Genomic DNA, 18,648 nt, shown 5'->3' with positions numbered 1-18,648 from the left:
TGTCCACATTGTGGCGTCCGGGCACAACCCGGGGCAACCTCACCGCGACAGGCGCGCCTCCGCGGTGAACGTCGCCGCCAGGATCACCGGCAGCGCCGCCAGTTGTGCCAGGGACGACACGTACAGCCCGAGCGGGATCGCCGCCAGGGCGGCGGCCGCGGCCAGCAGGCGCCAGCGGGTGCGGCCGATGTGGAGGATGCGGCGGAACCACGACTCGCCGAGGAGGAAGACCGCCACGCCGCCGGAGAGGGCGAGTGCGGCGGGCAGGTGGGCGTGGGCGGTGGGGGCGTGCATGGCGTTCTTGACTCCGGCGGCCAGGGCGACGACGCCGAGGAGCATGGGGTAGTGGGCGTAGCCGTAGCCGTGGAGGGCGACGCGGGAGCGGTGGCGGGGGTCGGTCATGGCGGTCATGGCGTGCTCGGCGGCGGTGTCGTCGCCGCCGAAGTAGCACCACCAGAGGTGGTAGGCGAGGATCAGGCCGAGGACGGCGGCGGCGATGAGCGGGACGCCGAGGTCGAGCCCGGCGGCGCCGACGCCGATGGCGACGACGGACTCGCCGAGGGCGATGATCATGACGAGCCCGTGGCGTTCCACGAAGTGCTCGGGGCGGACGGCGAGGGCGATGCGTCCGGGGCGCAGGTACGGGGTCAGGACCTGGAGGACGAAGGCGGCGCTCCAGGCGATGTAGCGCCAGGGGCTCACGGGGAGGAGGCCGCCGGTGAGGACGAGGAGCGCCGAGGCGAGGTTGAGCGGGCCGAGGCGGGCGATCGCGGCGCGGGTGCCGGGTCCCTCGCCCTTGGCGAGCAGGAACGTGTGGACGAGGGTGACCACGAGGTAGCCCAGCCCGAAGACGAGCCCGTCGTCGCCGAAGGCGCCGGGGACGGCCAGGGCGATGATCTGGAACCCGCACATGGCGGTGATCAGCAGGCCCCGGCGCAGCTGGTTGTGCAGGGTGACGGTGTTGGTGACCCAGGCGTAGCCGCCGTACATCCACCAGATCACGCCCAGCATCAGCAGAACCTGGACGAGGGCGCGGGCGTCGAGGCCGACGGCCAGGAGGGTGGTGAGCTGGGTGATGGTGAAGACGAAGACGAGGTCGAAGAACAGTTCCAGGGTGGACACGCGCTGGTTCACCCACACAGTGTCGGCATGACAGGGGCGTTCCGGAGCCGGTTCGCGTCAAAGACACCGCACGGGCCATCGGAGCACGACCGGACCGCGGGTGGGCACCGCCGTGGCATGGGCAATGGGCAACCGCGGCGGGATCGGCGCGGCCCGGCCGGCTCCGTGCACCGATCTTGCGGTGGGCCGCTATACCGGCGCTATAGTGCGTGCGGTGACGGGCCGGGCACGGTGTTCGCGAGGGGGGTGGCGTGTTCTTCGAGGCTCTGGGCGCTTTACGGGTCACCCGGGCCGGCGCCGAGCTGTTCCACGTCTCGGCCCGCAAACCCCGCCTGACACTGGCGGTGCTGCTCGCCGAGCACGACCGCGTCGTGGGTTTCGACCGGCTCACCGACGCGCTGTGGGACGCCCGCCCGCCGCGCTCGGCGCGGGTCAACCTCCAGCAGTACGTGCACGTCATCCGCGCCGCCATCGGCGCCGAGCGGGTGCTGACCAGGCCGCACGGGTACCTGCTGGTGACCGATGGCGCCGTCGACACCGCGGAGTTCACGCGCCTGGCCGAGGCCGGGCGCGCCGCGCTGGACGCCGGTGAGGCCCGCGAGGCCGTCCGGCTGCTCGACGAGGCGCTGGGACTGTGGCGCGGACCGGCCTTCGAGGGCTTCACCGACGCCGCCTCCATCGCCGGGCACGCCGCGCGCCTGGAGGACCGGTGCCACGACGCCCGGCGCGCACGCGCCGAGGCCGCGATGCTGCTCGGCGAGGACGCCGGGGCGATCCCCGCGCTGACCGCGCTCATCGAGACGCGCCCGTGGGACGAGGAGGCCTGCGGTCTGCTCATGACCGCCCTGCACCGGCGGGGGCACCAGGCCGAGGCCCTGCGGGTCTTCCGGGACCTGCGCGCGACGCTCGCCGAGGAGCTGGGCGCCGACCCGCGCCTGGAGCTGCGGGAGCTGCACGGGCGGATCCTGCGCGACCACACCGGACCACCGCCTCCCGCACCGCCGACGCCCGGCGGCGGGTTCATGGGCCGCGCCGGATGCGTGGCGGCCGTGGAGGGCATCGCCAGGGGCATCGGCGCACGGCACGAGACGATCGTGCTGATCATGGGCATGGGCGGCATCGGCAAGACCGCGCTGGCCGTCCACGCCATGCGCCGGATGCCCGGGCTGTTCCCGGGCGGGCGGATCATGGTCAACCTGCGCGGATTCGACCCCCGCACCCCACCGCTGACGGCCACCGAGGCGCTCGGGGAACTGCTGACCGCCCTGCGCGTCCCCGCCGAGGAGATGCCCGCCGACCTCACCGGCCGCCGGGACGTCTACCGCGAGCTCACCGGACGGCGGCGGCTGCTGATCGTGCTGGACAACGCCGCCGACGCCGAGCAGGTCCGCGCGCTGGTGCCCTCCGGCGCCGGGTGCCTCACCCTGGTCACCAGCCGCCGCAGGCTCACCGGCCTGGTCGCCGTGGAGGGCGCGCACCCGCTGACCCTGCCGGCGCTGGACGCCGGTGAGGCCCGCGCGCTGCTGGCCTCCCGCGTCGGCGAGGAGCGGCTGGCCGCCGAACCGGCCGCAGCGCGGGAGATCACCGCGATCTGCGGCGGGCTGCCCCTGGCCCTCGTCATCATCGGCGCCCGCGCCGCCCTGGAGCCCGGGCTGCCGCTGGCCGCGATCGCCGCCGAACTGCGGTCCGGGCTGGCGCCGTTCACCGACGAGGACCCGATGGCCGACCTGCGCGCGGTCTTCGGCTGGTCACGGCGGGCCCTGAGCGAGACCGCCGCGGACACGCTCGCGCTGCTCGGCGCCGCCTTCGGGCCCGACATCTCCCCCGCGGCCGCCGCGAGCCTGACCGGCCTCGGCGAGCCCGAGGCGCGCGCCGCGCTGACCGAGCTCACCGACGCCCACCTGCTCAGCGAGGAGAGCGGACGCTACGCCATGCACGACCTGGTCCGCGCCTACGCCGCCGAACTCGCCGGAGCGCTCGGCGGCGACGTGCGCGAGCGGGCCGTCCGGCGGCTCCTCGACCACTGCCTGCACGGCTCACACGCGGCGGCCCTGGCCTTCGTCCCACACCGGATGCCGATCCCACTGCCACCGGCCGCCGAAGGCGCCGCCCCCGTCGCGCACACCGGCCGGGACGCGGCGGTGGCCTGGTGGCACGCCGAGCGCGCCGTCCTCCTCGCCGCCGTCGAGCACGCCGCCGGAGCCGGGCTGCACGACCACGCCGCCGGACTGTCCTGGAGCCTGTGGGACCACCTGCGCTCGCAGAACCTCATCCGGGAGTGGGCCGGCGTCCTGCGCGCCGCCCTGCCCTCGGCGGCCCGCTGCGCCGATCCGGGCGCCGAGGCCGACCATCACCGCGCCCTCGGCATGGCCCACCGTCGCCTGGGCCGCTTCACCGACGCCGCCGCGCACTTCGAGACCGCGCTGCGGGGATTCGCCGAGGCCGGCGAGACGATCCGGCTCGGCCACACCCACCTCGGGCTGGCCAGCCTGATGGAACACCTCGGCCGCTGGGACGACGCCGTCCACCACGGCGAGCGGGCGCTGGCCGAATACGACGAGGCCGGGCACGCCACCGGGCGGGGCAGCGCGATGAACTCCCTGGCCTTCTTCCACACCCACCGCGGCGAGCACACCCGCGCCCTGGAATACGCCGGTCACGCGCTGGCGCTGCAACGCGAGCTCGGCGAGAAACGCGCCGAGGCGCTCACCCTCGACACCATCGCCACCATCCACATGCGTCTCGGCGACCCCGCCGCGGCCCTGGCGCCCTTCGCCGCGGCCGCCGAGCTGTTCGCCGAGCTCGCCGAGACGCACGACCTCGCCGAGACGCTGGAGCAGGCCGGGGACGCCTGCGAGGCCCTGGGCGACGCCGAGGGCGCCGCGGCACAGTGGACGAAGGCCATGGCCGTCCACGGGGACGGGAGCGCCGACGCCGCGCGGCTCAAGGCCAAGCTCGGCGACCTCCACCGGCGGTGGCGCCCGGAATGTCGGTGCCCGGGGCTAACCTGCGGCCATGACCGACTTCCATGACGCCGACCTGCGCGGCGCCACATTCGACACCGTCGACCTCACCGACGCCAGGTTCACCGCCGCGTGGTTCCACCGGGTGGTGATGAGGGGCGTCGAGCTCGATGACGTCGACATCCGCGGTGAGCTGCGCGACGTCCGCGTCAACGGCGTCGACATCGGGCCCCTCGTGGAGGCCGAACTCGACCGGCGGTACCCCGAGCGCGCCAAGATGCGCCCGGTGGACCCGGCCGGTTTCGCCGAGGCCTGGGACGTCCTCGAACGGCTGTGGGGCGAGACCGAGGCCAGGGCGCGTGCGCTGCCACCGGAACTGCTGCACGCCTCGGTGGACGGCGAGTGGTCCTTCATCGAGACGCTGCGGCACCTCGCGTTCGCCACCGACTGCTGGGTGCGGCGGGCGATCCTGGGCGATCCGGCGCCCTGGCATCCCCTGTCGCTGCCCTGGGACCAGATGCCCGACACCCCGGGCGTACCCCGCGACCGGGAGGCGCGGCCCGGCCTCGACGAGGCGCTCGCGCTGCGCCGGGACCGCGCGGCGACCGTCCGCGCCTACATCGACGCTCTCACACCGGAGATCCTGGACTCGGAGACGACGCCCGTGGAGGGGCCCGGCTGGCCCGAGCCACGCGCCCGCCCGGTGCGCAAGTGCCTGCTGGTGGTGCTGAACGAGGAGTGGGAGCACCGGATGTTCGCCGAGCGGGACCTGGCGGTGCTCATCGCGCGCTGAAACCGATCACATGTGGAGGCGGTGGGACGGGCTGTTTATTCTCGACGCTCGCCCTCCGACACGATGGGATCCACATGCTTCGTCGCGCCGTCCTCCTCGCGGCCGCCGCCCTCGCCCTGACCGCCTGCGACGTCAACCCGCCCGACCCCTACGGCGAGGGCACCCTGGCCGAGGGCGTTCTGGTGTCGCGGACCGGGTCGCCCGGCGACATGGCCTACGACGCCCCGATCACCAGCTACGACAACACCGATCTGCGCACCCCGCACGCCGACGTCCAGCTGATCTGGTCGATGACCGCACCCGGGCTCACCGACCGCGACGCGGGCCTCGCCGACGGCCCGCCCGGACGCGCCCCGGCCGGGCACGAGGTCATCGCGGTGTACCTGCGGCCGGTCATGGAGCGCACCGACGTCGAGCAGTTCTTCGGCGGCGAGCGGCCCGTCGCGCACCTGGTGATCGGCGACAAGGCCACCCCCGTCGACAAGCTCCCCTACGTCCACGAGCCGACCTACACGCCCTACCTCCAGGACCCCTACCTCATCGTGGCGACCGCCCCCAAGGACGCGCGGGTGACGCTGCGCATCACCGACGGCGACCTCGTCGTGAGCCTCGACCTGAGGACAGGCAAGCCGGTCCCGGCGTCGTAGTCCTCAGAAGTCCACGGGGTCGCGGACCAGCGGGCACGTCATGCAGTGCCCGCCGCCGCGGCCCCGCCCCAGTTCGGCGCCGACGATGGTGATGACCTCGATCCCGGCCTCGCGCAGCAGCGAGTTGGTGAGCGTGTTGCGGTCGTAGGTGAAGACCACGCCCGGCTCGACCGCCACGGCGTTGTTGCCGCTGTCCCACTGCTGGCGCTCGCTGGCGTACTCGTCGCCGCCGGTCTCGATGACGCGCAGCCCCGGCAGCCCCAGCGCCGAGGCGACGACCTCGGGGAACGGCCGGTCCTTCTCGTCGACCACCTCGAAGCCCGGTGGGGCATCGGATGGCCGCAGCGAGAAGGAGTGGATGCGGTCCACGATGGCCGGATACAGGGTCACCACGTCGCGGTCGGCGAAGGTGAAGACGGTGTCGAGGTGCATCGCCGAGCGCAGCCGCGGCATCCCGGCGACCACCACGTGCTCGGCGGCGCCCTCGGCGAACAGCGTCGCGGCGACCTGGGTGATGGCCTGCCGCGAGGTCCGCTCGCTCATGCCCATCAGGACCACGCCGTTGCCGACGGGCATGATGTCGCCGCCCTCGAAGGTCGCCTGCCGCAGGTCCCGCTCGGGATCACCCCACCACACCTTCGCGCCGGTGTAGCCGGGGTGGAAGGAGTAGATCGCCTTCATCAGCAGCGTCTCGCCGTGCCGCGCCGGCCAGTAGAGCGGATTGAGGGTGACCCCGCCGTAGAGCCAGCAGGTGGTGTCGCGGGTGTAGAGCGTGTTCGGCAGCGGCGGCATCAGGTACTCGCGGATGCCGCGGCTCTCCCGGGCCAGCGCGATCGCCGGTGGCCGGTGCTCCTCGGGCAGGTCCACCGTGGACAGCCCGCCGATGAGGTACGCGGCCAGCGAGCGCGAGTCGAGGCCCTGCAGGAACTCGCGGGTGGAGTCGACGAGCCCGGCGCCGACCTCACCGGGGGTGATCTTGCGGTCCAGCAGCCAGTCGCGGGCACCGGGGACGTCCATGGTCTCGGCGAGCAAGTCGTGCAGCTCGACGACCTCGACGCCGCGTGCGCGCAGCTCGGCCACGAAGTCGGCGTGGTCGCGCTGGGCGTGATCGACCCACATGACGTCGTCGAAGAGCAGGTCCCCGGCGTTGGTGGGCGTCAGGCGGCGGTGCGCGAGCCCGGGCGCGCAGACCAGGACCTTGCGCAGGCGGCCCACCTCGGAGTGGACGCCGTGCCCGGCGGCGGTCATGTACCGGCCCCTCTCGTCGCGTCCGGGGGCTCGGGGCCCGAACACGTGAAGCCTATTACGGGCTTTTCGGGCGCACGGTGGTTTCGCGGGACCGGTGCTCAGCCGGTGAGCGGCGCGATGGCCTCCCGCAGGCGCGTCCGCAGCCAGCGTGATGCGGGGTCGTCGTCGACGCGGCGGTGCCAGCGCAGCTCGACGTCGGCGGTGGGCAGGCCGAAGGGCACCTCGTGGCGGCGCAGGGGGACGCCGCGCTCGATGAGGTGCGCGGCCATCACGTGCGGCACGAGGCAGATCACCTCGCGCTCCAGCGCCATCAGCGCGCCCACCGCGTAGGACGGGACGACCGCGGCGACGTGGCGGGAGCGCCCGGCGCGCTCCAGGGCGTCGTCGAGCGGTCCCCGCGCCAGGCCGCGCCGCGAGGCCGAGACGTGCGGATGACGGCACAGGTCGTCCACGGTGAGCGCGGGCGCGCGGCCCAGCGCCGAATCGGCGGCGACGACGGCGACGAAGCGGTCGGTGAACAGCGTCGAGGCGTGCACGTCGGGCGGCGGCGGGCCGCCGACGGCGATGTCGAGGTCGAGGGAGCCGTCGCGCAGCGGCTCCGGCGACTCCGACTCCTGGCCGGTGAAGCGCAGCAGGACGCCGGGCGCCTCCGCGGCGATCAGGCGCGTGAGGCGCGGGGCGATGACCGGCACGAGGGCGTCGTTGAGGCGGATGGAGAACGCGCGCCGCCAGGACGCCGGGTCGCTGCCGGCGGGATCGGTGCGCAGCCGGTCGGCGGTGTCCAGCAGCGCCTTGACCGTCCCGGCCGTGCGCAGCGCGAAGGGCGTGGGCACCAGGCCGCGACCGGCGCGCACCAGGATAGGGTCGCGCATCGCCCGGCGCAGGCGGCTGAGCGCGCGGCTGGTCGCCGGTGCCGACAGGTGCAGGCGCACCGCGGCCCGGGCGACGCTCCCGGTGTCCATCAGCGCGTCGAAGACCCGCAGCAGGTTGAGATCGAGCTCCTCGGCCACCCCGGCCCCTATTCGTGCGTCTGACGCAATGACTCCCTGCCAACAGTGCACTGGAGATTATGCCCGGGTGGCTCGATACTGGGATCCGTGCCCACCGAGAGGCACGCCAATCAGCGTCATTACAGGAGTTCCTCCATGTCCCGAATCGTGCGCCCCACCGCCTACGGCAGCCCCGGCGTGCTCGCCGTGACCGAGGTGCCGATCCCCCGCGCCGCCCCCGGCGGCGTCGTCGTCGAGGTCCGCGCCGCCGGGGTCAACCCCATCGACTGGAAGCTCTACAGCGGGGCCTTCCACGACGTCGGCGACGACCACACCGACGCCGCCGGACTCGCCGCCGCGATGCCCTCCCTCGGCCTGGAATGCGCCGGGATCGTCACCGAGACCGGCGCCGGGGTCACCGGCGTGCGCGCAGGCGACGAGGTCATCGTCTACCCCGTGACCGGCGCCTACGCCGAGCACGTCACCGCCCCGGCCACCTCGATCCTGGCCAAGCCCGCCGGACTCGGCTGGGCCGAGGCCGGATCGCTCGTCCTCGCCAGCGCCACCGCCGTCCACGCACTCCACGCCGCCGGAGTGGGCAAGGGCGACACCCTCCTCGTCCACGGTGGATCCGGCGGCGTCGGCCTCATCGCCGTCCAGCTCGCCGTCGCAGCCGAGGCCACCGTCATCGCCACCGCCTCCACGCGCAACCACGCACTACTGCGCGAGCTCGGCGCCGTCCCCGTCGCCTACGGACCCGGGCTCGCCGAGCGGGTGCGCGACGCCGCGCCACAGGGCGTCACCGCCGCCGTCGACCTCGCCGGAACCGGCGAGGCCCTCGACGTCTCACTCGAACTGGTCGCCGACCGCGCCCGGATCGCCTCGGTCACCGGCGGACCGCGCCGCGCCGGAACCGGCATCAAGCTCCTCGGCTACGGCCCCGGCGAGGACGCCGGAGCCGAGCTGCGCGACGCCGCCCGCGCCGGGCTCATCGCCCGCGCCGCATCAGGTGACCTGCGCGTCATCGTCGCCGCCACCTTCCCCCTGGCCGATGCCGCCAAGGCCCACGAGGCCGGAATCGCCGGGCACGCCCCCGGCAAGCTCGTGCTCATCCCCTGACCTACCCGCGCGGGACCACCAGCCCCGCCTCATAGGCCGCCGCCACCGCCTGCGCCCGGTCGCGCAGGCCCAGCTTCTGCAGCACCCGGCTCACATGCGTCTTCACCGTCTCCTCACCCACGACGAGACTCGCGGCGATCTCGGGGTTCGACAGGCCACCGGCGATCAGCGTCAGCACCTCCCGCTCACGCGGGGTGAGCCCGTCCAGGCGCGGCGAGGACGGGCGCGGACGCTGCCGCGCGAACTCCCCGATCAGCCGCCGGGTCACGCTGGGCGCCAGCAGCGCGTCCCCGGCGGCCACCACCCGCACGGCGTCGAAGAGCCGCTCGGCGGTGACGTCCTTGAGCAGGAAACCACTCGCCCCGGCCACCAGCGCGTCATAGACGTGCTCGTCCAGATCGAAAGTGGTCAGGATCAGCACCTTCGCCGCCAGCCCGGCCGCGGTGATCGCCCGGGTGGCCTCGATCCCGTCCATCACCGGCATCCGCACGTCCATCAGCACCACGTCGGGCCGCTGCTCACGGCACGACCGGACCGCCTCACGCCCGTCGGCGGCGGTGGCCACCACGCTCAAATCGGGCTGCGTATCGATCAGCGCGGCGAAACCGGCCCGGACGATCTCCTGGTCATCGGCGACCACCACCCGCACCGTCACGCCCGCTCCCCCGGGATCGACGCCTCCACCACGAAACCACCCATCGGGGACGGCCCGGTGCGCAGGCTCCCGCCGACGGCCGCGACGCGCTCGCGCATCCCCAGCAACCCCAGACCCGGCGCGCCACCACCGGGACCGGGCCCGTTGTCGCGGACGCGCAGGCGCAGCCCCTCACCGGTGCGCACGATCTCGACGTCGACCGCCGCGCCCGGCGCGTACTTGCGGGCATTGGTCAGCGACTCCTGCACCACCCGGTAGGCGGCCAGCTCGGCACCCGCGCTCAACACCGTCGGCGGCCCCGACACGATCAGCCGCGTCCGCCCGCCACCCGCCGCCCGGTCGTCGTCGACGAGATCGAGGAGCTGATCGAGACCCGGCTGCGGCGCGCGATCGGGCACCACCTCACCCTCCTCCCGCAGCACCCCCAGCAGCCGCCGCATCTCCGTCAGCGCCGTCCGCGCCGTCTCCCCGATCGCCAGAAGCCGCCGCGCCCCCTCATCCGGCATCCCCGGCGTGGTCAGCCGCGCCGTCTCGGCCTGCACCGAGATCATCGAAATGTGATGGGCGACCACGTCGTGCAGCTCCCGCGCGATGCGGGCACGCTCGCCCAGGGCGGTGTACTGCACCAGCGAGCGCTCCATCTCCCGGCGGGCCGCCTCACGCGCCACGGTCGCCTTCCGCGCCGACCGCCACCGTCCGAACGCGACGAGCGCCCAGGCCACCAGCGACGCCACCACTCCCCCGAGCACCGGCCGCTCCAGCAGCCACACGCTCAGCCCGGTCCCGGCGGTGGCCACGATCGCGGCGATCACCGGCCGCCGCGACACCGCCAGCGGCACCGTCGCGCACACCGCGACCAGCAGCCCCAGCGCCAGCAGCGATCCCCGCAACGGCAGGACCTCCACGACGGCGAGCACGGCCAGGACCACCGCCGCCACCGGCCGTCCCGCACGCCTCAACGCCTTCTGCACACGATCATTCTTCACGTCGGCCGCGCCGGTGTCGTCCTCCCACCGCCGTCCCCCACGCGAGGGACCCCACCCCCGCGCCTCACCCCTGGGGCCCGCCCGAAGACGGCTCCGCGGCGGGACGACGGATCCCCCGGCCGCCCATAGCGTTGTCGCACATGGAAGCCACCATCGAAGCCCGCGGACTGCGCAAGCGCTACGGCCCGAAAGTCGCCGTGGACGGCCTGTCCTTCACCGTCCCGCCCGGCCGCGTCACCGGATTCGTCGGCCCCAACGGGGCCGGCAAGTCCACCACCATGCGCATGATCCTCGGCCTCGACCGCGCCGACGGAGGCGAGGCCCTCATCGGCGGCCACCGCTACCGCGACCTGCGCACACCGCTGCGGGAGATCGGCGCGATGCTGGACGCCTCGGCCGTCCACCCCGCCCGCAAGGCCCGCGCGCACCTGCTGTGGATGGCCCACGCCAACGGCATCCCCGCCGCCCGCGTCGACACCGTCCTGGACCTCGTCGGCCTCACCGAGGTCGCCGGGCGCCCCGCCGGCGGCTACTCCCTCGGCATGCTCCAGCGCCTCGGCATCGCCGCCGCGCTCCTGGGCGACCCGCCGGTGCTCATGCTCGACGAACCGGTCAACGGCCTCGACCCCGAGGGCGTGCGCTGGATCCGGGTGTTCCTGCGCTCCCTGGCCGCCGAGGGACGCGCGGTCCTGGTCTCCAGCCACCTCATGAGCGAGCTGGAGGACACCGCCGACCACCTCCTGGTCATCGGGCGCGGCCGGCTGGTCGCCGACACCGGCGTCCGCGAACTGCTCGCCGAGGCCAGCGGCGGGCGCGTGGAACTGCGCACCCCGCAACGCAAGGAGGCCATGGCCGCCCTCACCGGCTCCGGCGCGACCGTGGCCGTCACCGGCGAGGAGACCCTCGTCATCACCGGCATCGACGCCGCCGGGGTCATCGCGCTGCTCACCGCCGAGGGCGTGACCTTCACCGGCGTCGCCGAGCACCGGGCGTCGCTGGAGGAGGCCTACATGGACCTCACCCGCGACGCCGTGGAGTACCACGCCCTCGCCGGGGAGGCGTCATGACCATCACCCCCTACCGCAGCGCGACCACCGGCAAGGCCCGCGCGACCGGGCTGCTGCGCGCGGAGTGGACCAAGCTGTTCTCCGTGCCGCGCTGGACGGCCGCGCTGGCCGCCGCCGTCCTGCTCACCGGGCTCGTGTCGCTGCTGTCGGCGCTGGGCAGCGGCGACGAGCAGGGCGCCACGCCGTCCCTCAACCCCTTCCAGGACGGCGGCCACTACGCCTACACCACCCTGGGCGGCAACGCCGAACTGATCACCCAGGTCACCTCCTCCTCCGGCAATGGCGTCAAGGCCGGGCTGATGATCCGCGAGTCGGACAAGCCCGGCGCGGCCTTCGCCGCCGTCCTCACCGACGCCGCCTCGGGCGTCCACCTCCTGTCGAGTGTGGACGGAGACCTGCCCGGCACCGCCGCCAAGGCGCCGGTGTGGCTGAAGCTGAGCCTGTCCGGCGGCACCGTCACCGCCTACTCATCGGCCGACGGGACCGCCTGGCAGCGGGTCGGCACCACCTCCTACAAGCCCACGACCGCCCTCGGCGGGCCCTTCGTCGCCGCGCCCGACACCACCGTCGTCACCCGCCAGTTCGGCTCCGAGAGCATCACCGGCGAAGTCGGCCGCGGCAGCGCGCAATTCGAGCACCTCAGCATCGGCGGCACCGACCCCGGCTCCTGGACCGAACGCGAGCCCATGGAGGGACCCGCCGCCGACCCCAACGGACCCTCCTTCACCCAGACCGGACCCGGCGCCTACTCCATGACCGGCCTGGGCAACCTCGGCCTCGACCCCTTCGCCTCCGACCCCGTCAAGGAGGCCCTCGGCGGAGTCCTCATCGCCGCCGTCACCATCGCCGCCATCGCCGTCGTCGCCGTCACCGCCGAGTACCGGCGCGGCATGATCCGCACCAGCTTCGCCGTCACCCCCCGCCGCGCCCGCACCCTCCTGGCCAAGGCCGCCGTCCTCGGCGGCGTCGCCTTCGCCATCGGGCTCCTGGCCGCACTCGCCTCCTACGGCGGCAGCGGACTGCGCGCCCGCGGCGTCCCCGACATCACCGAGTGGCCCGTCCCCCGCGCCATCATCGGCTCCGGGCTGCTCACCGCGCTCGTCGCCGTCTACGCCCTCGGGCTCGGCGTCCTCCTCAAACGCGCCGCCACGGCCATCGCCATCGCCCTGGTCACCCTCACCGTCCCCATGATCGTCACCGGCGGGCTCCCCCTGTCGGCCGCCACATGGCTGGAACGCCTCACCCCCACCGCCGGATTCGCCATCCAGCAGGCCGTCCACCGCTACGACACCGCCATCGCCCCCTGGGCCGGACTCGCCGTCCTCGCCGGATACGCCGCCATCGTGTTCGGGCTGGCCCTGTGGCGGCAGAGCCGGAGGGACGCGTGATGCGCGCGGCCCACGCCGAATGGACCAAACTGCGGACCCTGTCCAGCACCGCCTGGATCCTCGCCACGACCGTCCTGGGCACCATCGCCGTCAGCGCCGCCACCGTCCTGGCCACCGACACCGGCCACTGCGCCGCGGCCTGCTACGAGGACACCGTCAAGCTCAGCCTCGGCGGCGTCCGCGCCGGACAGGCCGTCATCGTCGTCCTCGCCGTCCTGACCATCAGCGGCGAGTACGCCACCGGCACCATCGGCCCCACCCTCGCCGCGACACCCCGCCGCCTGCCCGTCCTGGCCGCCAAAGCGGCCGTCATCGCCGCCACCGTCGCCGTCGCCGGGCTCCTCGCCGTGGCCGGATCACTGCTCGCCGGACGCCTGATCCTGCCCGGCAACGGCTTCGTCCCGCCCTCCCTCACCGACCCGCTCACCCTCCGCGCGGGCCTCGGGAGCGTGGCCTACCTCGTCCTCATCGCGCTCCTCGCCCTCGGCGTCGCCCTCGTCCTGCGCGACACCGCCGCCTCCGTCACCACCGTCTACACCCTGCTGTTCCTGGCACCCGCGCTCACCGCCGTCGTCAGCGACCCCAGGTGGCACGCGCGCCTGGAGAAGTACGCGCCGATGACCGCCGGACTCGCCGTCCAGAACACCCTCGTCGTACCGAAACCGCTGATCGGGCCCTGGCACGGGCTGGGCGTGCTGGCGGCGTACAGCGCGGTGGCGCTGGTGGCGGGCGGGGTGGTGTTCGCGCGGCGGAGCAGGGGGTAGCGGCACGAAGTCCATAGTGGACATACGGCCCGGTGACCTATGGCCACCGGGCCCGTGCCCGTTTCGAAAGGCACACCCGTGAAGCCCCGTGTCACGCCGGCACCCGGCGCGTAGTACGAGATCGCCATGGTGGTGCAGACGGAGGGGATGTCGGCCAAGGCGGCGAACGCCGAGATCGACCAGGTCAAGGAGCGGGCGACCACGCTGCTCGCGCGCGCACTGCTGGTCGGTAGCAGCCGGGCGGGGGAGGTTTTTAATGCCTATGTGGACGCGCTCGTCGCGTGGGAGGACGCCAAGGCGCAGGACCGGCCGGTCAGGGTGGAGAGGCTGCGCCGCGCGTACGAGCTGTTCGGTTAGGTGGTGCGCGCGGAGGTGGAGAGGCTCGGTGGGCGCGGCTGGTAGCGCCCGGCGGAGTCCATCGTGGACTCCGCCGGGCCGCTAGCCCTCGCCTTCGCGCCGCTCGAAGCGCGGCGGCGCGAAGTACTGGTTCTCCCGGGTCGTGGTCACCACCGACACCTCGCCGCCGCGCTCCACCAGCCACGCGACCACCTCCTCCACCAGATCCTCCGGGGCGGACGCTCCGGCGGTGACGCCGACGGTGTCGACGCCGTCCAGCCAGCCTTCGCGCAGGTGCGCGACGCCGTCGATGAGGTAGGCGGCGCCGGCTCCGGAGGCGCGGGCGACCTCGACGAGGCGCAGGGAGTTGGAGGAGTTGGGTGAGCCGACGACGAGGACGAGGCCGGACTCGGGCGCGATGCGCTTGACGGCGTCCTGCCGGTTCTGGGTGGCGTAGCAGATGTCCTCGCCGGGCGGGCCGGTCAGGGCGGGGAACCGCTCGCCGAGGGCGTCGACGGTGCGGGCGGCCTCGTCCACCGAGAGCGTCGTCTGGGACAGCCAGACCACGCGGTTCTCGTCGCGGACCTTCACGTTCGGCACGTCTTCGGGGCCGCCGACGAGCTGGATGCGGTCGGGGGCCTCACCGATGGTGCCGGTGACCTCTTCGTGTCCTTTGTGGCCGATGAGGACGATGTCGTAGTCCTCGTCGGCGAAGCGGCGGGCCTCGCGGTGGACCTTGGCGACCAGGGGGCAGGTCGCGTCGACCACGGTCAGGGAGCGGGCGGCGGCCTCGTCGTGGACGGTGGGCGCGACGCCGTGGGCGGAGAAGACGACCACCGCGCCGAGGGGGACCTCCTCGGTGGTCTCCACGAAGATCGCGCCCTTGCGTTCCAGGGCGGCCACGACGTGGCGGTTGTGCACGATCTGGTGGCGGACGTAGACGGGCGGGCCGTAGAGCTCCAGGGCGCGCTCGACGGCGAGGACCGCGCGCTCGACTCCGGCGCAGAAGCCGCGCGGGTCGGCCAGGAGAACCTTCATGACGCCTCCTTCGCGTCCGCCGCCCGGGAAGGGACCGGGCGGCGGCGACATCGACGGTCAGACCCGGTCGGCGACGATCATCAGGTACTGGAAGCTGCCGCCCTTGTAGGCCTCCAGGAAGACCTCCTCGATCCCGGTGGCCACCGCCGAGGTGGCGCGCAGTTCCCAGTAGGGGATGGTCGCCGCGGTCAGGTCGACCACGGTGGTGGGGACGAGGCGGTTGGCGGCCAGCTGGGCGAAGTAGGTGCTGCGGGGATGGATGTCGCAGATGTAGTGGGCGTTGATCTGGCTGACCGCGCGGGAGGGGAGCCCGTAGACGTCGTTGTAGCAGCCGGTGATGCACACGTAGCGGCCGCCGATCTGGAGCATGCGCGCGTACTCGGCGAACAGGACCGACAGGTCGACGTACATCGTGGACTCGTTGTTCCAGATCGCCTTGAAGGTGCCGTCGGGGAAACCGCTGCGCAGCATGTTCTTCAGGTGGAAGCGGACCTTGGAGTCCACGCCGCGGTCGGCGGCCTGCCCGTTGGCGAAGTCGACCTGCTTCTGGGAGATGGAGATCCCGTCGACCTGGCAGCCGAAGCGCGCGTTGGCGAGGATGCTGCTGCCACCCCGGCCGGAACCGGAGTCGAGCAGCCGGTCGGCGGGGCCGATGTCGCCGAGGTGGTCCAGCAGGAACTGCGCCTGATCGCCCTCCAGACGGTGGAGCTCGCGGATGAGGCGCTCCTCGCGGGTCTCCTCCGGCCCGGCGAGGGCGGCGTGATCGACGGGGCCGATGCCGTAGTGGTGGTGGAAGATGTTGTCCACCTCGCCCAGGCGCAGGTTGACCGGGTTCGCCTCGGCGTTCCAGTAGTCGGCGACCGAGGTCTGGTACGGGCTCAGGGTCACGGATGCGGTCATGGATGGTTCCTTTCGCAATGGGTTCAGCCGGCCTCGGACGCGTGGTAGCGGCGGGACGTGGCGTGCCACTCCTTGCCGCCGCCCATCCAGTTCCACACCCCGAGCAGGAAGCGGGCGAGCATCGGGGTGCCGCGCGCGCTCAGCGCGGCCGATTCGGACTCGAAGAAGCGAACGAGTTCGTCGTGCAGGGCGGCGGTCCGGTCGACCGCCTCTTGCAGGTCGCAGCCGTGCTCGGCCATCAGGACGCCGGGCAGGCTGTAGTCGAAGCCGTTGGTGGCGGCCTCCTTCTCAATGGAGAACAGGTCGTTGACCAGGACGCTGGCCACGCCGGCGGCGGTGAACGCGCGGCGCACGCGCGGCTGCGCGTACTCCTGGAAGGGCACCTGGTAGCGGCCGACCACGTCGGTGGCGACCATGCACGGGCAGAACGCGTTCTCCCACCGGTGCAGCAGGAACTCCCAGGTCGGCGGCACCCGCTGGGAGATGTGCCACTGGGCCTCCTGGTTGTAGGCGACGAACATGACGCACAGCTCGTGCCGCAGCCGGAACATCTGCACGTCGTCGGCGTAGCGGGCCATGTTGGTCCAGCTGGAGCGGATCAGCCGCAGGCAGGTGTCCTCGCGCACGCGCTCCTCGAAGGGCTCGTCATAGGGCGGCAGCGGGACGCGCGCGGGCGCCATCGCCGCGTACGCCAGCGCCAGGCGCGGCCCGAGCCGCTCCGGCTCGGATTCGGCGGAGTCCCCGTCGAGGTACAGGTCGTCGACGGCCCACTCGGCCACCGCGCACTTCCCGGCCGCCAGCAGCAGCTCGGGGTCCTCGCAGTCGGGATGGGCCAGCATCATCAGCCGCCCGAAGGCGCAGGCCCGCAGGTAGTCGACGTGCTCGGGCGGCACCCCGATCTCGTCGCGGACCCAGGACGCCAGGCCCTCGTCGACGAGGTCGCCGAGGGCGCGGTCGTCGCGCAGCGCCGGCGGGCAATACAGCTCGGGGACGATCACCCCGGCCGACTCGCGCGGGCCCGAGGACGCCGTGGCGGTGGCCGCGCGGGTCTGGAAGGCGTGCGGTAGGCGCGCGGTCTGCGTCCCGATGCCGTTGGGCCCGGTCAGGGACCTGATGACCTCGCGCAGCCCGGCGGCCTCGGGTGGGAACAGCTCGGCGAGCCCGCCGGGCGATGGTGGATCCGGTCGCATGTGGATGCTCCTCGGTGGTGGGCGGTGCTAGGACCTCGCGGCGGCGATGTCGACGTTCTCCAGGACGCCCACGGCGTCGGGGACGAGGATCGCCTGGGAGTAGTAGGCGCTGACCAGGTAGGAGATGACGGCCTTGTCGTTGATGCCCATGAAGCGGACGTTGAGGCCGGGCTCGTACTCATCCGGGATACCGGTCTGGTGCAGGCCGATGACGCCCTGGTCGTCCTCGCCGGTGCGCAGCGCGATGATGGAGCTGGTCTGGCCGCCGGTGACCGGGATCTTCCCGCACGGGTAGATCGGGACGCCGCGCCAGCCCGGGACCGAGTGGCCGCCGTCGTCCACATTGGACGGGTAGAGCCCGCGCTTGTTGCACTCCCGGAAGAACGCCGCGATCGCCTTGGGGTGGGCCAGGAACAGCCGCGTCTTGCGGCGCATCGACAGCAGCTCGTCGAGGTCGTCGGGCGTCGGCGGCCCGGAGTGGGTGCTGATGCGCTGCTCGTAGTCGGCGTTGTGGAGGAGCCCGAAGTCGCGGTTGTTGACCATCTCCCATTCCTGCCGCTCGCGCAGCTCCTCGACGGTGAGGCGGAGCTGTTCGCCGAACTGGCTCATGGGCTTGTTGTAGAGGTCGGCGACGCGGGTGTGGACGCGCAGAACGGTCTGGGCGACGCTCAGCTCGTACTCGCGCGGCGCGAGCTCGTAGTCCACGAAGGTCCCGGCCAGGGCCTGCTCGCCCTCGTGCCCGGCGGCGACCTCGACGGTGGCCTCACCCTCGCGGCTGGCCGATCGCTGCATCCGGGTGAGGTAGCCGTCCAGGTGGCTCGCCAGGTGCGGGGCGCGGGCGAGGATCTCCTGGAAGCCCGCCCAGGGCAGGACCATGGCGGTGCCGTGCGTGGTGGCCCGCACCGTCTGCGTCCACAGTGGATCGCTCTGGCCGAGGGCCTCGTCGCCGAGCTGGTCGCCGTCGGCGATGACCCCCAGCAGGTTCTCCCCGCCGTACTTTCCGGTGGTGTACCTGTTGAGGCGGCCGTGGGCGATGATGTAGGCCTCGCCGATGGGCGTGCCCTCCTCGATGAGGACGTCGCCGGGGGCGAAGGACCGGGGCCGGAACCGCGAGGCGAGCTCGGTCAGCAGCTCCTCGTCGTCGAAGCCGCGCAGCGAGGGCAGTTCGGTGAGGGTGACGGGCACGATGCGGACGTCGTCGGCGCCGTTCTGGATGAAGCGGACGCGGCCGCGCCCGACGGTGATCTGCAGCCGCCGGTTGACCCGGTACGTGCCGCCCTGGGCCTCCACCCAGGGCAGTTTGCGCAGCAGCCAGCGCGAGGTGATGCCCTGCATCTGCGGGGCGGACTTGGTGGTGGTGGCCAGGTTGCGGGCCGCGCGGGTACTGAGGCTGGTCTGCGCGTTCTCGGTGTCGGTGATCGGCTCGCTGATGGTCATGTGGTG

Annotated in this window: 17 protein-coding genes; 8 read left to right on the top strand and 9 right to left on the bottom strand. The window is 73.3% G+C overall.

The window, feature by feature from the left end:
- Positions 1 to 39: 39 nt before the first annotated feature.
- Positions 40 to 1,134: a low temperature requirement protein A gene (locus tag QSK10_RS13510; protein WP_285663117.1), complete on the bottom strand. Its 1,095-nt coding sequence runs from the start codon at positions 1,132 to 1,134 to the stop codon at positions 40 to 42.
- A 239-nt stretch (positions 1,135 to 1,373) separates the two neighbouring features.
- On the opposite strand from QSK10_RS13510, the gene QSK10_RS13505 reads away from it, so the two are divergent.
- From QSK10_RS13505 to QSK10_RS13495, 3 genes are all read left to right on the top strand, one after another.
- Positions 1,374 to 4,154: an AfsR/SARP family transcriptional regulator gene (locus QSK10_RS13505; protein WP_285663116.1), complete on the top strand. Its 2,781-nt coding sequence runs from the start codon at positions 1,374 to 1,376 to the stop codon at positions 4,152 to 4,154.
- Positions 4,138 to 4,878, top strand: coding sequence for a DinB family protein (locus QSK10_RS13500; protein ID WP_285663115.1), 741 nt, complete (start codon positions 4,138 to 4,140; stop codon positions 4,876 to 4,878). Before QSK10_RS13505 ends, QSK10_RS13500 begins: the two co-directional genes overlap by 17 nt.
- 74 nt (positions 4,879 to 4,952) lie before the next feature.
- Positions 4,953 to 5,525, top strand: a complete 573-nt coding sequence (locus tag QSK10_RS13495; protein ID WP_285663114.1) for a hypothetical protein — start codon at positions 4,953 to 4,955, stop codon at positions 5,523 to 5,525.
- A gap of 3 nt (positions 5,526 to 5,528) precedes the next feature.
- Here the strand turns inward: QSK10_RS13495 and QSK10_RS13490 are convergent, their stop codons facing one another.
- Together QSK10_RS13490 and QSK10_RS13485 are read right to left on the bottom strand one after the other, a co-directional pair.
- Positions 5,529 to 6,773 (bottom strand): arginine deiminase, encoded by a 1,245-nt coding sequence (locus QSK10_RS13490; protein WP_285663113.1) that lies wholly within the window; start codon positions 6,771 to 6,773, stop codon positions 5,529 to 5,531.
- Positions 6,774 to 6,871: 98 nt separating this feature from the next.
- On the bottom strand, positions 6,872 to 7,783 hold the full coding sequence (locus tag QSK10_RS13485) for a LysR family transcriptional regulator (protein WP_285663112.1): 912 nt from the start codon (positions 7,781 to 7,783) through the stop codon (positions 6,872 to 6,874).
- 135 nt (positions 7,784 to 7,918) lie between these two features.
- Here QSK10_RS13485 and QSK10_RS13480 point away from each other — a divergent pair, with 135 nt between their 5' ends.
- Complete coding sequence (locus QSK10_RS13480) at positions 7,919 to 8,881, top strand: NADP-dependent oxidoreductase (RefSeq protein ID WP_285663111.1); 963 nt, start codon at positions 7,919 to 7,921, stop codon at positions 8,879 to 8,881.
- Position 8,882: 1 nt separating this feature from the next.
- Here QSK10_RS13480 and QSK10_RS13475 read toward each other — a convergent pair whose 3' ends face one another.
- Both QSK10_RS13475 and QSK10_RS13470 read right to left on the bottom strand, forming a co-directional pair.
- Entirely contained in the window at positions 8,883 to 9,536 is a 654-nt protein-coding gene (locus QSK10_RS13475; RefSeq protein WP_285663110.1) for a response regulator, read from the bottom strand.
- Positions 9,533 to 10,507 carry a sensor histidine kinase gene (locus tag QSK10_RS13470; protein ID WP_285663109.1) on the bottom strand — a complete coding sequence of 325 codons (975 nt, stop codon included), beginning with the start codon at positions 10,505 to 10,507 and terminating at the stop codon, positions 9,533 to 9,535. The genes QSK10_RS13475 and QSK10_RS13470 overlap by 4 nt, the downstream gene beginning before the upstream one ends.
- A 155-nt stretch (positions 10,508 to 10,662) precedes the next feature.
- Between QSK10_RS13470 and QSK10_RS13465 the strand changes: the two genes are divergently transcribed.
- The 4 genes from QSK10_RS13465 to QSK10_RS13450 all read left to right on the top strand — a co-directional run bounded on the left by QSK10_RS13465 (position 10,663) and on the right by QSK10_RS13450 (position 14,098).
- Complete coding sequence (locus QSK10_RS13465; protein ID WP_285663108.1) at positions 10,663 to 11,589, top strand: ABC transporter ATP-binding protein; 927 nt, start codon at positions 10,663 to 10,665, stop codon at positions 11,587 to 11,589.
- A complete protein-coding gene (locus QSK10_RS13460; protein ID WP_285663107.1) occupies positions 11,586 to 12,977 on the top strand; it encodes a DUF1349 domain-containing protein in 1,392 nt (463 codons plus the stop codon). Before QSK10_RS13465 ends, QSK10_RS13460 begins: the two co-directional genes overlap by 4 nt.
- Positions 12,977 to 13,741 carry an ABC transporter permease gene (locus QSK10_RS13455; RefSeq protein ID WP_285663106.1) on the top strand — a complete coding sequence of 255 codons (765 nt, stop codon included), beginning with the start codon at positions 12,977 to 12,979 and terminating at the stop codon, positions 13,739 to 13,741. The genes QSK10_RS13460 and QSK10_RS13455 overlap by 1 nt, the downstream gene beginning before the upstream one ends.
- A 126-nt stretch (positions 13,742 to 13,867) precedes the next feature.
- Positions 13,868 to 14,098: a hypothetical protein gene (locus tag QSK10_RS13450; RefSeq protein ID WP_285663105.1), complete on the top strand. Its 231-nt coding sequence runs from the start codon at positions 13,868 to 13,870 to the stop codon at positions 14,096 to 14,098.
- Between the two features lie 81 nt (positions 14,099 to 14,179).
- On the opposite strand, the gene QSK10_RS13445 is transcribed toward QSK10_RS13450, so the two are convergent.
- From QSK10_RS13445 to QSK10_RS13430, 4 genes are read right to left on the bottom strand one after another with little or no spacing between them, the layout of a single operon-like run.
- Positions 14,180 to 15,115 carry a 4-hydroxy-3-methylbut-2-enyl diphosphate reductase gene (locus tag QSK10_RS13445; protein WP_285663104.1) on the bottom strand — a complete coding sequence of 312 codons (936 nt, stop codon included), beginning with the start codon at positions 15,113 to 15,115 and terminating at the stop codon, positions 14,180 to 14,182.
- Positions 15,116 to 15,172: 57 nt separating this feature from the next.
- Positions 15,173 to 16,015 (bottom strand): geranyl diphosphate 2-C-methyltransferase, encoded by an 843-nt coding sequence (locus QSK10_RS13440; protein WP_285663103.1) that lies wholly within the window; start codon positions 16,013 to 16,015, stop codon positions 15,173 to 15,175.
- Between the two features lie 23 nt (positions 16,016 to 16,038).
- Positions 16,039 to 17,205 carry a family 2 encapsulin nanocompartment cargo protein terpene cyclase gene (locus tag QSK10_RS13435; protein ID WP_285663102.1) on the bottom strand — a complete coding sequence of 389 codons (1,167 nt, stop codon included), beginning with the start codon at positions 17,203 to 17,205 and terminating at the stop codon, positions 16,039 to 16,041.
- A 27-nt stretch (positions 17,206 to 17,232) separates the two neighbouring features.
- Positions 17,233 to 18,642, bottom strand: a complete 1,410-nt coding sequence (locus tag QSK10_RS13430) for a family 2B encapsulin nanocompartment shell protein (protein ID WP_285663101.1) — start codon at positions 18,640 to 18,642, stop codon at positions 17,233 to 17,235.
- Positions 18,643 to 18,648: the final 6 nt, after the last annotated feature.

The organism is Actinorhabdospora filicis (assembly GCF_030269765.1).
Lineage (GTDB): Bacteria > Actinomycetota > Actinomycetes > Mycobacteriales > Micromonosporaceae > Actinorhabdospora > Actinorhabdospora filicis.
The sequence above is the reverse complement of the archived record's forward strand: the minus strand, read 5'-3'. Positions and strand labels throughout refer to the sequence as shown.

What these genes read in the sequence shown, in the direction of transcription:
- QSK10_RS13500 (WP_285663115.1), top strand. Translation starts at nt 4,138, where the DNA reads ATGACCGACTTCCATGACGCCGACCTGCGCGGCGCCACATTCGACACC.
- QSK10_RS13495 (WP_285663114.1), top strand. Translation starts at nt 4,953, where the DNA reads ATGCTTCGTCGCGCCGTCCTCCTCGCGGCCGCCGCCCTCGCCCTGACC.
- QSK10_RS13490 (WP_285663113.1), bottom strand. Translation starts at nt 6,773, where the DNA reads ATGACCGCCGCCGGGCACGGCGTCCACTCCGAGGTGGGCCGCCTGCGC.
- QSK10_RS13480 (WP_285663111.1), top strand. Translation starts at nt 7,919, where the DNA reads ATGTCCCGAATCGTGCGCCCCACCGCCTACGGCAGCCCCGGCGTGCTC.
- QSK10_RS13465 (WP_285663108.1), top strand. Translation starts at nt 10,663, where the DNA reads ATGGAAGCCACCATCGAAGCCCGCGGACTGCGCAAGCGCTACGGCCCG.
- QSK10_RS13460 (WP_285663107.1), top strand. Translation starts at nt 11,586, where the DNA reads ATGACCATCACCCCCTACCGCAGCGCGACCACCGGCAAGGCCCGCGCG.
- QSK10_RS13455 (WP_285663106.1), top strand. Translation starts at nt 12,977, where the DNA reads ATGCGCGCGGCCCACGCCGAATGGACCAAACTGCGGACCCTGTCCAGC.
- QSK10_RS13450 (WP_285663105.1), top strand. Translation starts at nt 13,868, where the DNA reads ATGGTGGTGCAGACGGAGGGGATGTCGGCCAAGGCGGCGAACGCCGAG.
- QSK10_RS13445 (WP_285663104.1), bottom strand. Translation starts at nt 15,115, where the DNA reads ATGAAGGTTCTCCTGGCCGACCCGCGCGGCTTCTGCGCCGGAGTCGAG.
- QSK10_RS13440 (WP_285663103.1), bottom strand. Translation starts at nt 16,015, where the DNA reads ATGACCGCATCCGTGACCCTGAGCCCGTACCAGACCTCGGTCGCCGAC.
- QSK10_RS13435 (WP_285663102.1), bottom strand. Translation starts at nt 17,205, where the DNA reads ATGCGACCGGATCCACCATCGCCCGGCGGGCTCGCCGAGCTGTTCCCA.
- QSK10_RS13430 (WP_285663101.1), bottom strand. Translation starts at nt 18,642, where the DNA reads ATGACCATCAGCGAGCCGATCACCGACACCGAGAACGCGCAGACCAGC.